The 14,188-nt window shown below is 63.6% G+C and carries 18 protein-coding genes and 1 pseudogene; 11 read left to right on the top strand and 8 right to left on the bottom strand.

Annotated features, from left to right (window positions below; all coding sequences use genetic code 11):
* The first annotated feature begins 74 nt into the window (after window positions 1-74).
* From MYCSM_RS10425 to MYCSM_RS10410, 5 genes and pseudogenes are all read left to right on the top strand, one after another.
* Entirely contained in the window at window positions 75-242 is a 168-nt protein-coding gene (locus tag MYCSM_RS10425) for a ribbon-helix-helix domain-containing protein (protein ID WP_015306115.1), read from the top strand.
* The gene (locus MYCSM_RS10420) at window positions 243-584 is read left to right on the top strand and encodes a VOC family protein (RefSeq protein WP_015306114.1); all 342 of its coding nucleotides are present in this window, start codon (window positions 243-245) and stop codon (window positions 582-584) included.
* The gene (locus MYCSM_RS10415) at window positions 581-1,429 is read left to right on the top strand and encodes a class I SAM-dependent methyltransferase (protein ID WP_015306113.1); all 849 of its coding nucleotides are present in this window, start codon (window positions 581-583) and stop codon (window positions 1,427-1,429) included. The genes MYCSM_RS10420 and MYCSM_RS10415 overlap by 4 nt, the downstream gene beginning before the upstream one ends.
* Before the next feature lie 60 nt (window positions 1,430-1,489).
* Window positions 1,490-1,570 (top strand): annotated as a pseudogene (locus tag MYCSM_RS39035) (YdeI/OmpD-associated family protein); the annotation flags it as partial.
* Window positions 1,571-1,676: 106 nt separating this feature from the next.
* Window positions 1,677-1,850 carry a CsbD family protein gene (locus MYCSM_RS10410; RefSeq protein ID WP_015306112.1) on the top strand — a complete coding sequence of 58 codons (174 nt, stop codon included), beginning with the start codon at window positions 1,677-1,679 and terminating at the stop codon, window positions 1,848-1,850.
* Window positions 1,851-2,026: 176 nt separating this feature from the next.
* Here MYCSM_RS10410 and nrdF read toward each other — a convergent pair whose 3' ends face one another.
* From nrdF to MYCSM_RS10390, 4 genes are all read right to left on the bottom strand, one after another.
* Complete coding sequence (nrdF, locus tag MYCSM_RS10405; protein ID WP_015306111.1) at window positions 2,027-2,989, bottom strand: class 1b ribonucleoside-diphosphate reductase subunit beta; 963 nt, start codon at window positions 2,987-2,989, stop codon at window positions 2,027-2,029.
* Between the two features lie 120 nt (window positions 2,990-3,109).
* Complete coding sequence (locus MYCSM_RS10400) at window positions 3,110-4,624, bottom strand: flavin-containing monooxygenase (protein WP_015306110.1); 1,515 nt, start codon at window positions 4,622-4,624, stop codon at window positions 3,110-3,112.
* 84 nt (window positions 4,625-4,708) lie between these two features.
* A complete protein-coding gene (locus MYCSM_RS38135; protein WP_051073739.1) occupies window positions 4,709-4,927 on the bottom strand; it encodes a hypothetical protein in 219 nt (72 codons plus the stop codon).
* Window positions 4,928-5,113: 186 nt separating this feature from the next.
* A complete protein-coding gene (locus tag MYCSM_RS10390) occupies window positions 5,114-5,854 on the bottom strand; it encodes a TetR/AcrR family transcriptional regulator (protein ID WP_015306109.1) in 741 nt (246 codons plus the stop codon).
* A 151-nt stretch (window positions 5,855-6,005) separates the two neighbouring features.
* Between MYCSM_RS10390 and MYCSM_RS10385 the strand changes: the two genes are divergently transcribed.
* Window positions 6,006-7,190, top strand: coding sequence for an NAD(P)/FAD-dependent oxidoreductase (locus tag MYCSM_RS10385; protein ID WP_015306108.1), 1,185 nt, complete (start codon window positions 6,006-6,008; stop codon window positions 7,188-7,190).
* 110 nt (window positions 7,191-7,300) lie between these two features.
* The gene (locus MYCSM_RS10380; RefSeq protein ID WP_015306107.1) at window positions 7,301-7,606 is read left to right on the top strand and encodes a hypothetical protein; all 306 of its coding nucleotides are present in this window, start codon (window positions 7,301-7,303) and stop codon (window positions 7,604-7,606) included.
* A gap of 89 nt (window positions 7,607-7,695) precedes the next feature.
* On the opposite strand, the gene nrdE is transcribed toward MYCSM_RS10380, so the two are convergent.
* From nrdE to MYCSM_RS10365, 3 genes are read right to left on the bottom strand one after another with little or no spacing between them, the layout of a single operon-like run.
* Window positions 7,696-9,864 carry a class 1b ribonucleoside-diphosphate reductase subunit alpha gene (gene nrdE, locus MYCSM_RS10375; RefSeq protein ID WP_015306106.1) on the bottom strand — a complete coding sequence of 723 codons (2,169 nt, stop codon included), beginning with the start codon at window positions 9,862-9,864 and terminating at the stop codon, window positions 7,696-7,698.
* Window positions 9,831-10,274, bottom strand: coding sequence for a class Ib ribonucleoside-diphosphate reductase assembly flavoprotein NrdI (gene nrdI, locus MYCSM_RS10370; RefSeq protein ID WP_015306105.1), 444 nt, complete (start codon window positions 10,272-10,274; stop codon window positions 9,831-9,833). Before nrdI ends, nrdE begins: the two co-directional genes overlap by 34 nt.
* Window positions 10,275-10,307: 33 nt before the next feature.
* Window positions 10,308-10,550, bottom strand: a complete 243-nt coding sequence (locus tag MYCSM_RS10365; protein ID WP_015306104.1) for a redoxin NrdH — start codon at window positions 10,548-10,550, stop codon at window positions 10,308-10,310.
* 474 nt (window positions 10,551-11,024) lie between these two features.
* Between MYCSM_RS10365 and MYCSM_RS10360 the strand changes: the two genes are divergently transcribed.
* Both MYCSM_RS10360 and MYCSM_RS10355 read left to right on the top strand, forming a co-directional pair.
* Window positions 11,025-11,348, top strand: a complete 324-nt coding sequence (locus MYCSM_RS10360) for a DMT family transporter (protein WP_015306103.1) — start codon at window positions 11,025-11,027, stop codon at window positions 11,346-11,348.
* Window positions 11,345-11,899 (top strand): TetR/AcrR family transcriptional regulator, encoded by a 555-nt coding sequence (locus tag MYCSM_RS10355; protein WP_015306102.1) that lies wholly within the window; start codon window positions 11,345-11,347, stop codon window positions 11,897-11,899. Before MYCSM_RS10360 ends, MYCSM_RS10355 begins: the two co-directional genes overlap by 4 nt.
* A 12-nt stretch (window positions 11,900-11,911) precedes the next feature.
* Here the strand turns inward: MYCSM_RS10355 and MYCSM_RS10350 are convergent, their stop codons facing one another.
* Complete coding sequence (locus tag MYCSM_RS10350) at window positions 11,912-12,454, bottom strand: NAD(P)H-dependent oxidoreductase (RefSeq protein ID WP_015306101.1); 543 nt, start codon at window positions 12,452-12,454, stop codon at window positions 11,912-11,914.
* An 88-nt stretch (window positions 12,455-12,542) separates the two neighbouring features.
* Here MYCSM_RS10350 and MYCSM_RS10345 point away from each other — a divergent pair, with 88 nt between their 5' ends.
* Window positions 12,543-13,151 (top strand): TetR/AcrR family transcriptional regulator, encoded by a 609-nt coding sequence (locus MYCSM_RS10345; RefSeq protein WP_015306100.1) that lies wholly within the window; start codon window positions 12,543-12,545, stop codon window positions 13,149-13,151.
* Window positions 13,148-14,188 (top strand): DNA polymerase IV, encoded by a 1,041-nt coding sequence (locus tag MYCSM_RS10340; RefSeq protein ID WP_015306099.1) that lies wholly within the window; start codon window positions 13,148-13,150, stop codon window positions 14,186-14,188. Before MYCSM_RS10345 ends, MYCSM_RS10340 begins: the two co-directional genes overlap by 4 nt.

The following is a 14,188-nucleotide window of genomic DNA, read 5'->3' as shown; positions in this document are numbered from 1 at the left end:
CGCGTGTTCGGGGCCTTTTGCGTCTGTCGCAAGGTGTAGTGACACTAGATTGCTAGCATGCTAGCCTGGTTCCCGTGGGCGACGAGGACGTCAAGCAGTTCAACGTGTACCTGCCGGTCGGCTTGATCAGGCGGGTCAAGCACCATGCGATCGAGACGGAGTCATCTCTGTCGGCGTTGGTGGCCGATGCGTTGCGGTCCTACCTCGACACCCACGGCACGCAATCGACGAAGGAGGGCTGAATGACGACCGAGGGCATCGAAGCTGTGTTCCTGGAAACCCACAACTGGGGCAAGTCGGCGAAGTTCTTTCAGACGCTGGGCTATGAAATCGAGTTCGCGACCGACCACAACTCCGGTCAGCTGCGCCGCGGCGACGGACCGTACCTATTCATCGCGGAGGTTCCTGAGACCGAGCCGACACACAGGCACCTGGTGCTGGCTGTGCCAGACGCCGACGCGTTCGAGCTCGACGCCTCCGTCGAAGTTGTCAGCGAGTGGGAGGACACCCATTGGGGCACAAGGCTGATGACGGTTCGCGACCCCGACGGCCGCGAGTGGAAGCTGCAGGCACCAGCCAAATGAGCCAGAAGACATCAGCACCTGACAGCACCGCCGTACGCACCGCGCTGTGGCGCGCGCTGCACACCGAAGTCGACGCGCCGCCGCACGTGCTCGACGACCGGATCGGTCTGCAACTGGCCGAGCCAGATCCGGACTGGCGCCAGCGGCCCGACATGAATCCCGACGGGACCCGCGCGTTCCGCGCGTCGATCGTGGCACGCGCCCGATATCTGGACGACCTGGTTATCGATCGCGCAGCGGCCGGCATCAGGCAATACGTCATTCTTGGCGCCGGGCTGGACACCTTCGCTCAGCGCCATCGCGACATCGTGGTGCGGATCTTCGAGGTGGACCAGCCAGGTACCCAGGACTGGAAGAGGCGCAGGCTCACCGAGATTGGTTATCCGCCCGGAGAGAACCTGCAATTCGTCCCGGTCGACTTCGAACGCGGCGATACGTTCCCGGATGCCTTGCGGGCCAATGGCTTCGACGCACATCATCCAGCAGTGCTCTCGTCGATGGGCGTGAGCATGTATCTGACAAGGGAAGCCACCGAGACGACACTCCGGCAGGTCGCCGCGATGGCGGGCGGTTCGGTGCTGGTCATGACGTTTATGTTGCCGGTGGACTTGGTGGACGCGGCCGAGCGCCCGATGCAGGAATCGGTCGAAGCTGCTGCGGCCGCATCCGGCACGCCGTTCCTCAGTCATTACGCGCCCGAGGAAATGGTCGAGTTGTGCTGCGCCGCAGGGTTTTCCGTGGTTGAGCATGTCGGTCCGGACGCCCTCGCGGCGCACTACTTCGCCGGACGTACCGACGGTCTACGGCCGCCGAGCGCTGAGCAACTTATCGTCGCGACCGTCTAGACTCCGGCCGCATCCGCAGCCAACGAGTACCGGGCGGGGTCGTCGCAAGCCACCGGCGGATCGCAGGAGAATCTCGCGGAAGGCATGCGTCGGCCGTGCTGCTGGCCCGGATGCAAGCACCGCGAGCGCACGGGCCGCTGACCGCGACCCCGGCGGGTTCGCCTGGGTTTGATGGATCCTGCAAATGGGTATACACGGAGAAGGTTCAACTCTGAGCTCAAACCCACCTTCGACCAAAGGATGAATCATGGGCGCCCAAGACAAAGCCAGCAACAAGATCGACGACCTCGGCGGCAAGGCCAAAGAGGCTCTCGGCAAGACGACCGGGGACAAAGACACCGAAAATCGGGGCAAGGTCGACCAGGCCAAATCCAGCCTGAAAGACGCCGGCGAGAAGGTCAAGGACGCGTTCAAGAACTAGGTTCAGCGCCTCTTTCGTTGCCGCCACCGAACTGTTGACGAGTTCGGTGGCCGCATCGTATCGCGACAATTCCAATTCGGAGCAACCGTGATCGTCCCGCTATCATCGCTACGGTGGTGCTTCGTGATCGGTCTCGTGCCGCAGCGGCCGCCGATATTGGTACTGATCCGCGGCGCCTAGAAGTCCCAGTCCTCGTCTTCGGTGTTGACGGCCTTGCCGATCACATAGGACGAGCCCGAGCCCGAGAAGAAGTCGTGATTCTCGTCGGCATTCGGTGAAAGTGCCGACAGGATAGCGGGATTCACGTCGGTCTCGTCGCGCGGGAACAGCGCCTCGTATCCGAGGTTCATCAACGCCTTGTTCGCGTTGTAACGCAAGAACTTCTTGACGTCCTCGGTCAGCCCGACCTCGTCGTACAGATCTTGCGTGTACTCGACTTCGTTGTCGTACAGCTCGAACAGCAGCTCGTAGGTGTAGTCCTTGAGCTCGGCCCTGCGGGCCTCGTCCTCGAGCGCCAGGCCCTTTTGGTACTTGTAGCCGATGTAATAGCCGTGCACGGCCTCGTCGCGGATGATCAGCCGGATCATGTCGGCGGTGTTGGTCAGCTTGGCGCGCGACGACCAATACATCGGCAGATAGAAGCCTGAGTAGAACAAGAAGCTCTCCAGCAGCGTGGAGGCCACTTTGCGCTTCAGCGGCTCGTCACCCTTGTAGTACTGCATGACGATCTCGGCCTTGCGCTGGAGGTTTGGGTTCTCCTCCGACCAGCGGAACGCGTCATCGATCTCGGCGGTCGAGCACAGTGTCGAGAAGATGTTGCTGTAGCTGCGCGCGTGTACCGACTCCATGAATGCGATGTTGGTGTAGACCGCCTCCTCGTGCGGCGTCAGCGCATCCGGGATCAGGCTGACTGCGCCGACCGTGCCCTGAATGGTGTCGAGCAGCGTCAGGCCCGTGAACACCCGCATCGTCAGCTGCTTTTCGCGGGCGGTCAGCGTGTTCCACGACGGGATGTCGTTGGACACCGGCACCTTCTCTGGCAACCAGAAATTTCCGGTCAGCCGGTCCCACACCTCGGCGTCTTTTTCGTCTTGCAGGCGGTTCCAGTTGATGGCCGAAACACGGTCGATCAGCTTCATGCCATCACTCACTAGAACCCCATTCGCCGCAGAAGTAGGCTTGCCGAACCGGCAGCTCCGACACTACCCCTGGGGTGCGACAACGGCCGGTACCGCGACATCTTGTGTTGGCGTGTCGCCCTAGTTTGTCGACCCGGCGCCGAAGAACTTGTACTCCGACGCCTTGAATCTGCGGGTTGCCAGCCAGTACTGCCAGGTCATCCCGCTGTACAGCGTCCGGTTCACCCCGTGCTCGTCCATGTACCAGCTCCGGCAACCTCCGGTGCTCCACACTGTGCCCGCCAACTCGCGCTGCAGTTCGGCGTTGTACGCATCGGCCGCCGCGCGAGTCGGCGCCAGCGCCTGCGCGCCTGCCTTGTCGACCGCCGCGATCGCATGCGCCGCATACCGGATCTGCGACTCGATCATGAACACCACCGAGTTGTGTCCCAGTGCGGTGTTCGGCCCGAGCAGGAAGAACAGGTTCGGCATGTCGGCAATGGTGATGCCGCGCAGCGCCGACACCCCCTCGCGGGTCCACCGGTCCCCCAGATCCTCACCGCCGGGCCCCTTGATATCGACGTAGGTATACGAGTCGGTGACGTGGAATCCGGTGGCGAAGACGACGACGTCGACGTCACGCTCGGCGCCGTCGGACGTGACGATGCCGCGGGGAGTGAACCGGGCGATGCCGTCGGTGATGACCTCGGTCTTCGGATCGGCGACGCCGCGGTAGTAGGTATCGGAGTTGAGGATCCGCTTGCAGCCGGCGCGATAATTCGGGGTGAGCTTTCGGCGCAGCTCGCGGTCTTTGACCGAGCGCCGGATGTTCCACTTACCCATCAGCTCACCGAGTTTGAGCAGCCGCGGCTGCTTCGTCATCGCGAAGCCGACGGCCTCGTGAATCCAGTAGATGCCCGCCCGCATCGCCGCCCGCGTGCCGGGGACGTTGGTGAACGTGTCGCGCATCCACTCGGGAATCGGGTTGTTGGGCCGCGGCATCACCCACGCCGGGGTGCGCTGATACAGCTGTAGCGCGCCGACGTCCTTGACGATCTCGGGCACGATCTGGATCGCGCTGGCGCCGGTACCGATCACCGCCACCCGCTTGCCCGTCAGGTCCACGCTGTGGTCCCACTGCGCGGAATGGAAAGCGGCGCCGGTGAATTGGTCGAATCCCTCGAACTCCGGAACCAGCGGGATGTGCAGACCGCCAACGCCGGAGACCACGAACTGCGCGACGAACTCGCGGCCATCCTTGGTGAACACGTGCCAGCGCAACTCGTCGTCGTCCCAATGCGCACGGTCGACATGGGATCCGAACGAGATGTAGCGGCGCAGCCCGTACTTTTCGGTCACGCCCTTGAGGTAGTCGAGGATCTCCGGCTGGAGTGACCACATGTGCTGCCAGTCGGGCTTGGGCTCGAACGAGAACGAGTACATGTGCGACGGGATGTCGCACGCGCATCCGGGATAGGTGTTATCCCGCCAGGTGCCGCCGATCTCGTCGGCCTTCTCCAGGACTAAGAAGTCGACGCCACGTCGCTGTAGCTCGATGGCCATCCCGAGACCGGAGAAGCCGGTGCCGATGATCAGCGCGCGGGTGTGTACGGGCTGTTGGGTATCCTCAGCAGCTCGCTCGGCGGCAACAGTCATCGAGGGTCCTTCCTGACGAGGACGTTTCTGTCGATCGGAGCAAGTATACGGGACCAGCGGTACCGCATACCGGAGCTGTCAATCTCACTGAAAGTCGCACGGTTGAAGTTCGATCGGCACACCGTGTGGGGTTCGTGCGGCGGCGCGACGCCATGCGTCACGGTAGCGGCCAAGCATGGGCGGGTCGGCGATCCCGTTGTCCTCAATCACTCGCTCCAGCGCGGCAAGCCACCGGGCGTAGCCGTCGGACGAAGACCCTTCGGCGGCCGCAGCAGCCAGTCGCGGTAAGCCGCGTCCGTCCACGCCTTCGCAACGACCGTCGCGCCATTGTGGGGACCGATCTTGGTTTCGTAGGTCTCGATGATTGCGTCGAGCGCCGCGGGTCCACGTAACCCTTTTCCGCGAGCACGCTTTCGAGGGCGCGCACCCGCAGCTGAGTCTCGGTCAGCTCGGCGGAGTGCGGCTCATCCATTGCGCCACCAGCTTTGGTTAGGCGACGTGTTCGCGACGACGCACACCTTCGTGCAGCGGAAGGTCCGGATCGATTTTGATGCCGAGCAGCTCGCAGGTGCCGTTGATGGAGCCGAGCATGATCGTCGTCATATGCGCTATGAACTCATCAGGTGGCATCCGACGCGGACTGTCGACGTCGGGTCCCAACCACCAGTCGGTGGCGGCGGCCGCCGAACCGAATGTGGTGTATGCGGCGAGTTCGATTGCCGCGCCGTCGAGTTCCATCTCACGCAGCTCGTTGTTGAACATGTCGGCCATCGCCAGCGTGACGCCGCGACCCTCGTTGAGCGCACGCATCGTCGACTCGCTCTGCTCGGCGAACCGGCCCTGGATCAGGAAACGGCACACATTGGGGTGCTCGTCGACCAGTCGCACGTATTGCTCGACGCTGCGGCGGATGACTTCCCGCGCCGAGTCACTGGACAGGTTGATCGACGGGATGATCGCCAGCCACAGCATGTCGCGCAGCCGCTCACCGATCGCCTGGAACAGATCTGACTTGTCGGTGAAATGGCGGTAAATCTTTGGCTTCGCGGTACCCGCCTCCTCGGCGATCTCGCGCAGGCTCAATTCGGGTCCGAGGCGGTCAATGGCCCTGAACGCGGCGTCGACGATCTCTGATCGCACCTTCTTGCGATGCTCACGCCAGCGCTCGCTGCGGGCGTCTACTTTGACACCCGGCTCGCTGCTGGAACGTGACCTGGACCCTCGCCGCACCCGCTTACTGTACCGCCCGGACGTCGCTGACCTGCTCAGACCGTCCGCCAACACGGGGTTTTGCTGCGCTGGCCAGGCAAATTTGCTTGCCAAGAACCCACCCGTCACGCTGGGTAATAATTGTGCGACAGCCAAGTGACGAGAGAGACGTATGACGCAGCGATACGACCTGGTCATTGCAGGTGGCGGGCCTTCGGGTTCGGCCGCCGCGTGGCAGGCCGCACAGACCGGCGCCAAGGTAGTGGTGCTGGACAAGGCCGAGTTTCCGCGGGACAAGCCGTGTGGCGACGGACTGACCGCGCGGGCCGTCAGCTATCTGCAGAAGATGGGGCTGTCGCACGAGGTCTCCGAATTTCACCGGGTCAACCGCGTGACGGTGTTCAGCCCCAGCCAGTGGGAGCTGTCGTTCCCGAAGCGCCCGGGGATGCCCGACCACGGCCACACCGTGAGTCGCACGGAGCTGGACACGCTGTTGCTCAAGCACGCGGAGTCGGCGGGCGCCGAGGTGCGGCAGTCGGCCGAGGTGACCGGGCCGATCATCGAGAACGGTCGCGTCGTGGGCGTGACGTGCAAGAGCGGCGAGAAGGTGTACGGCGACGCGGTGATCGCGGCCGACGGCGCCTACTCCCCCATCAAGCGGGCACTGAAGATCGATTCGGAGTACAACGGCTACTCGGCGATCGCGATCCGCTCCGAGATGCACGCCAACCGCCCGGACTCCGACAGCCTCGACATCTATTTGAAGCTGCAGTTCCAGGGCGACCAGTTGCCCGGTTATGGCTGGGTGTTCCCAATGGGCAACGGACGCTTCAACATTGGGCTCGGCTATGTGAACAGCTACAAGAATTGGCAGTCGATCAACGCGACGCAGTTCCTTGGCGAGTTCCTGCGCACACTTCCCCGCGAGTGGGAATTACCGCCGATCGAAGAGCTGAAGAAGAACAAGAGCGTGCGGGCGTGGCGGCTGCCGATGGGCTTCACTGCGTGGCCGCCGTGGCGTCCCGGTGTGCTGTTCACGGGCGACTCGCTGGGCGCGGGCAAACCGGCGTCGGGCGCAGGCATCTCCAAGGCGCTGGAGTCGGGGCTGGCCGCGGGTGAGTGTGCGATCGCGGCGCTGCAGAACGGCGGGCCCGACGACTTCACCAACTACGCGCAGCGGATGGAAGCGGCGTGGGGTCGTGAGTACCGGCGCGGCCGCTACTTCCACAAGCTGCTCGGCTACCCGAAGTTCGCCAATGCGGGCATCAAGATGATCGACAACGCGCAGTTCCGCGATCGGATGCTCAAGGCGCTGTACAAGAAGGCGCAGGGCCCGCAGCACACTGTCAAGAAGTAGACGCCCCTAATCCCCTAGCCGGCGCGGCCGCCACAACCCTGACGAGCGACCGGTGGCTCGCGGAGTTCGCCCCGCTTTGGCGATGACGGCTGCGCTCCAGCCTTAGTGCCATGAACATCAAGGGACTTCTGGCCACCGCCGCGATGACGGCGGGCCTGGCCATCGGACTGGCCGCCAACGCCGCTGCGGCGCCCGTCCACGCCGCGGGCGACGACTTCTGGCAATGCGCAGCCGATCATCCGGACGACATCGGCGTCTGCTGCGTCTTCTACGGAGGCGACTACGACGAACGCGCCGGCGAGTGCTGGATAGACCACGAAGCGAAGCTAGCGGAGGCCACCCCCGGCCCCAGCGTTCCGCCGAAGCACTCAGTGCTGACGCGGGTGGATCGCCTGCCCGTCGACGCGATGGGCTAGCCGCGACCGCTCTCCGGCGAGCGTGGACATATTGCACGGCTACTCCCCGCACTGCATGTCTCAAGTCCACACTCGTCGGCGGCGCGGTCCTACAGCATGCAGCTGACGCAACCCTCCACCTCAGTACCCTCCAACGCCATCTGGCGTAGCCGGATGTAGTACAACGTCTTGATTCCCTTGCGCCACGCGTAGATCTGCGCCTTGTTCACGTCACGAGTGGTCGCGGTGTCCTTGAAGAAGAGCGTCAAGCTCAACCCCTGATCCACGTGCTGCGTCGCCGCCGCGTAGGTGTCGATGACCTTCTCGTAGCCGATCTCGTACGCGTCCTGGTAGTACTCCAGGTTGTCGTTCGTCATGTACGGCGCCGGGTAGTAAACGCGCCCGATCTTGCCTTCCTTGCGGATCTCCACTTTCGACGCGATCGGGTGAATCGAGGACGTCGAGTGGTTGATGTAGGAAATCGAGCCGGTCGGCGGGACCGCCTGCAGGTTCTGGTTGTAGATGCCGTGCGCCTGCACCGACTCCTTCAGCCGAACCCAATCCTCTTGCGTCGGAATGCGAATGCCGGCGTCGGCGAACAATTCCTTGACGCGATCGGTCTTCGGCTCCCATACCTGCTCGGTGTATTTGTCGAAGAACTCCCCCGACGCGTACTTCGACTTCTCGAAGCCCTTGAAGTGCGCACCGCGTTCGATCGCAATGCGATTCGACGCTCGCAGCGCGTGATACAGCACCGTGTAGAAGTAGATGTTGGTGAAGTCGACGCCTTCTTCGGAGCCGTAGAAGATCCGCTCGCGTGCCAGGTAGCCGTGCAGGTTCATCTGCCCCAGCCCGATCGCGTGAGAGTCGTTGTTGCCCTGCTCGATCGACGGCACCGACCAGATGTGCGTCTGATCGCTCACCGCGGTCAACGCCCGGATCGCCACCTCGATGGTCTGCGCGAAGTCCGGCGAATCCATCGTCTTGGCGATGTTCAGCGAGCCCAGGTTGCACGAGATGTCCTTGCCCACTTGGGCATACGTCAGGTCTTCGTTGAACACCGACGGCGTCGAGACCTGCAGGATCTCCGAGCACAGGTTGCTGTGCGTGATCTTGCCCTCGATCGGGTTTGCCCGGTTCACCGTGTCCTCGTACATGATGTACGGGTAGCCCGATTCGAACTGCAGCTCGGCCAGCGTCTGGAAGAACTCGCGCGCCTTGATCTTGGTCTTGCGGATCCGCGCATCGTCGACCATCTCGTAGTACTTCTCGGTCACCGAGATGTCGGCGAACGGAAGACCGTACACGCGCTCGACGTCGTACGGCGAGAACAGGTACATGTCTTCGTTCTTCTTGGCCAGCTCGAACGTGATGTCCGGAATAACGACGCCAAGCGAGAGCGTCTTGATCCGGATCTTCTCGTCGGCGTTCTCCCGCTTGGTGTCCAGGAAGCGGTAGATATCCGGATGGTGGGCGTGCAGGTACACCGCGCCCGCGCCCTGTCGCGCACCGAGCTGGTTGGCGTAGGAGAACGAATCCTCGAGCAGCTTCATGATCGGGATGACGCCGGAGCTCTGGTTCTCGATGTTCTTGATCGGCGCGCCGTGCTCGCGAATGTTGCTCAGTAGCAATGCAACCCCGCCGCCGCGCTTGGAAAGCTGCAGCGCCGAGTTGATGGAGCGGCCGATCGATTCCATGTTGTCCTCGATGCGAAGGAGGAAGCAAGACACCGGCTCACCGCGCTGCTTCTTGCCCGAGTTGAGGAACGTCGGCGTGGCCGGCTGGAACCGGCCGTCGATGATCTCGTCGACGAGCTTCTCCGCCAGCGTGGTGTCGCCTGCAGCCAGCGTCAGCGCCACCATGACGACGCGATCCTCGAACCGCTCCAGATATCGCTTGCCGTCGAAGGTTTTCAGCGTGTAGGAGGTGTAGTACTTGAACGCGCCGACGAACGTCGGGAACCGGAACTTCTTCGCATACGCGCGGTCGATCAGGCTCTTGACGAAGTTGCGGCTGTACTGATCGAGCACCTCGCGCTCGTAGTACTCCTTCTGGATCAAGTAGTCGAGCTTTTCGTCGTAGTTGTGGAAGAACACCGTGTTCTGGTTGACGTGCTGCAGGAAATACTGGTGCGCGGCCTCGCGGTCCTTTTCGAACTGAATCTTGCCGTCCGCGTCGTACAGATTCAGCATCGCGTTGAGGGCGTGGTAGTCCGTTTCGCCCGGAAGCGCGTGCGCGCCGGTGGTTACAGGCTCTGCAGCTGTGACGGTTGGTGGCACGACTGTTCCTTCCAGAAATCTTCCAAGCCCGCACGGACGGCTTCCACGTCCTCGGGAGTACCCATGAGTTCAAAGCGATAGAGGTACGGCACTGCGCACTTGCGGGACACCACGTTGCCCGCATATGCGAATTCGGCACCGAAGTTGTTGTTGCCCGCGGCGATGACGCCGCGGATCAACGACCGGTTGTGTTCGTTGTTGAGGAAGGCGATGACCTGTTTGGGGACATAGCCGCCGTCATTGATGTCAGGTGTAGCGCGCCCGCCGCCGTAGGTGGGCAGCACCAGCACGAAGGGCTGATCGACCTCGATGCGTCCGTGCAGCGGAATCCGGATGGCGGGCAGACCCAGCTTCTCGACGAAGCGGTGGGTGTTTTCCGACACGCTGGAGAAGTAGACGAGGTTGCTCATCGATCATCTCCTTTCTATGTGCCGGGTTACCCCTTATGCCGTTACCGCGACCGCGCCGCTCAGCGACTTGATGCGATCGGGGCGGAACCCGGACCAGTGGTCGTTTCCGGCCACCACGACGGGTGCCTGCAGATAGCCCAGCGCCATGACGTAGTCGCGGGCCTCGCTATCCAGGCTGATGTCGACCTTCTCGTAGGCAATGCCCTGCTTGTCCAGCGCCTTGTAGGTGGCGTTGCACTGCACGCAAGCGGGCTTGGTGTACACGGTGACGGTCATCTGCGGTACGGCTCCTCTACGACTGACACTGCACTGGGACTGGCAACTGCTGGGGTACTGCATCTCGCTGAGGTTCAGCGACCCTCGGGCCCTCAAAATTCCAGGCGTCCGGGGCCGTGCGCCCGGGGGTCTGGGAACCGACACCGCCGGATTTGTGGCCTCCGGCCGACCCTGGAGGTACGTGTACCGGTGGGGGTCTGTCGGTGTTCGAAACACTACACCTAGTGTCCGACATTGCGAAGAGATACAAGATGTTCTGAATAACATTTTTGAAATTCCCTGGTCGTAAGCCCTTCAACCGGCATGTCCTCCGGCGTGTCGCACGTCACAATCGCGGCGCGCTGCTGCCTCCGACCGGTCTACCACCGGGCACCGACAAGCGATCCGACGCGAACCGTCACGGTGACGTAACAGCAAACCAAGCGCAACCGTAGTGTACATTTGTACATGTACATACGTACACTAGGAGAAATCGTGGCTTACTTGTTATTGGCCGTCGCGATCGTCGCCGAAGTGATCGCGACCAGCCTGCTGAAGTCCACCGACGGCTTCACCCGGCTGTGGCCGACGGTTGCGTGTCTGTCGGGGTACGCGGTTGCCTTCGCGCTGATGGCGATGGCGATCGCCCGCGGCATGCAGATCGACGTGGCATACGCGCTGTGGTCGGCGTTGGGCACGACCGCGATCGTGGTCATCGCGGTGGTGTTCCTCGGCTCCCCGATCTCGATCGGCAAGGTCGTCGGCGTCGCGCTGGTGATCGGCGGCGTCATCACGCTGAACATGGCCGGTGCGCATTGACCGCGCCGACGCGGCGCCGGCCGCGCGATCCGGCGGGCCGGCGCCAGACCATCATTGACGCCGCCACCCGGGTGATCGCCGAGGCGGGCGTTGCGGGGCTCACGCATCGCAGGGTCGCCGAGATCGCCGGCGTCCCCGTCGGATCGACGACGTATTACTTCAAAGACCTCGACGAGCTCCGCGAGGCTGCGCTCGCCGACGCCGCTCGCGGGTCCATCGAGGGTCTCGACGAATGGGCAGAAGAACTGAGGGAAAGTGCCGACCTACCGGGCACGCTTGCACGACTCACGGCCGACTACCTGACCGAACACGATCGCTACCGCGCATGCAACGAGCTCTACACCGCCGCCAGCCATCGGCCCGAGTTGCGACCGCACGCCCGGCTATGGCTGGACGGCCTGATCGCAATCCTCGAGCCGAGGACAGGTCACGATGCTGCGCAAGCCGCCGCCATCTTCATCGACGGCGCCCTGCTACACGCGCTGATCACCGGTGAGCCTCTGGGCGCCGACGTCTTGACCCACGCCCTACGCAGGCTCCTTGCTGGTTAAACCCGTTGGCGCTCAGGCGACTTCGGCGGCGAGCTTGCCCACGACGTCGCGCAGGTTCGCAGCCACCTCGGCGTTCTCCCGCGGGTGCTTGCCGTCCAGAGACTTGAACGGCACGGACAGCTTCAGCGACTCCACCACGCGCGGGCCTGCGATACCGAACGACTTGCGGGTCTCGTCGTGCGCCCACACTCCGCCGTACTGACCGAACGACCCACCGACGACAGCCAGCGGCTTGTCCTTCAGCGCGCCGTTGCCAAACGGGCGCGACAGCCAGTCGATCGCGTTCTTCAGCACACCGGGAATGCTGCCGTTGTATTCGGGGGTGATGACGAGCGCCGCATCAGCCTCAGCGGCCGCCGCACGCAGCGCCACAATCGGCTCGGCGACGTCCTCGTTGTCGATGTCCTCGTTGTAGAACGGCAGCTCGCCCAGCCGGTCGAAAAGCTGAAGGCTGACGCCATCCGGCGCGGTCTCGATGGCGAGTTCGGCGAGCTGACGGTTGATGGAGGCGGCGCGCAGGCTTCCCAGCAGCACCAACACGTTGGTGTCAGACATCTTCATATTCCCTTCGTCGTCCGGAAGATCGTCGCACCCTGCAACCGGACCGTAGTCCGATTCATTCCGCCTGAACTAAACTGCAGACATGACCGCAACTCCCCCGCTACATGAGCTGGCGGTCACCGATCAACCAGCGCAGGAGCGGGGCGACGCTGCCCGTAACCGCACGTTACTGCTGGACGCTGCGCGCCGCCTGATAGCCGAACGCGGCCCCGATGCCGTCACCACCGACGACATCGCCGCGGCCGCCGGTGTGGGCAAGGGCACACTGTTCCGCCGCTTCGGCAGCCGCGCCGGCCTGATGCTGGTGCTGCTCGACGAAGACGAGAAGACCGAACAACAGGCGCTGATGTTCGGCCCGCCCCCGTTAGGCCCCGGCGCCCCCGCACTAGAGCGGTTGCTGGCCTACGGTCGCGACCGCCTCGAATTCGTCAACACCCATCATGCGCTGCTGTCCGACGCCGGCCGTGACCCACAGATGCGCTTCATCGCACCGGTGATGTTTCACCACCGCCATATCCGGGTGCTGCTGGAGGCGGCGGGCACAACAGGCGACCTGGATGCTCAGGCGTTCGCCCTGCTTGGTCTGCTCGACGCCGACTACGTCCAGTTTCAGATGACCGAACGCGGCCAGACCCTCGAGCAACTCGGCGACGCGTGGGAAAGCGTGGCGCGCAAGCTCTGCGGCGCATGACGTCCCGGTGGATTCTGCACGTCGACCTCGACCAGTTTCAGGCCGCAGTCGAGGTGCGCCGCAAACCCGAACTTGCCGGTCTGCCAATCATTGTCGGCGGCAACGGCGATCCCAACGAGCCGCGCAAGGTGGTCACGTGCGCGTCGTACCCCGCGCGCGAGTTCGGTGTGCATGCGGGCATGCCGCTGCGCTCTGCGGCCCGCAAGTGCCCGGACGCGATGTTCCTGCCGCTCGATACTGCCGCCTACGACGAGGCGTCAGAAGAGGTGATGACATTGCTGCGCGACCTCGGACATCCCGTCGAGGTGTGGGGCTGGGACGAGGCGTACGTCGGTGCCGACGTCGACGACCCCGTCGCGCTGGCCCAACAGATCCGAGAAGTCATCAGCCAGACCGAGCTGTCCTGTTCGGTCGGCATCAGCGACAACAAGCAGCGCGCCAAGGTGGCCACGGGCTTCGGCAAGCCGGCAGGCATTTATCAACTGACCGACGAGAACTGGATGGCGGTGATGGGCGACCGCGAGGTCGACGCGTTGTGGGGCGTCGGCCCGAAGACCGCCAAAAAGCTTGCAGGAATGGGTATTACCACCGTCGCCGACCTCGCCACGACCGATGCCACCCTGCTCACGTCGACTTTCGGTCCGACGACGGGGCTGTGGATTCTGCTGCTGGCCAAGGGCGGCGGCGACACCAACGTCAGCGCTGAACCATGGGTGCCGCGTTCCCGCAGCCACGTCATCACTTTTGCGACGGACCTGACCGACCGCACCGAAATCGATTCCGCCGTGGTCGATCTCGCGCAGCAGACACTCGACGAGATCGTCGCGCAAGGTCGCGTGGTCACTAGAGTGGCGGTCACCGTGCGCACCAACACGTTCTATACCAGGACCAAGATCCGCAAGCTCGCGGCACCCACCACCGATGCCGAACCCATCAAGCAAACAGCGCTCGACCTTCTCGCTCAATTCGAGCTCGACCGTCCCATCCGGCTGCTCGGCGTCCGGCTAGAACTCAACCCTCCCGAAGGCGGGTACTGA

Origin of the sequence: Mycobacterium sp. JS623 (assembly GCF_000328565.1) — a bacterium.
Taxonomy (GTDB): Bacteria; Actinomycetota; Actinomycetes; order Mycobacteriales; family Mycobacteriaceae; genus Mycobacterium.
The sequence above is the reverse complement of the archived record's forward strand: the minus strand, read 5'-3'. Positions and strand labels throughout refer to the sequence as shown.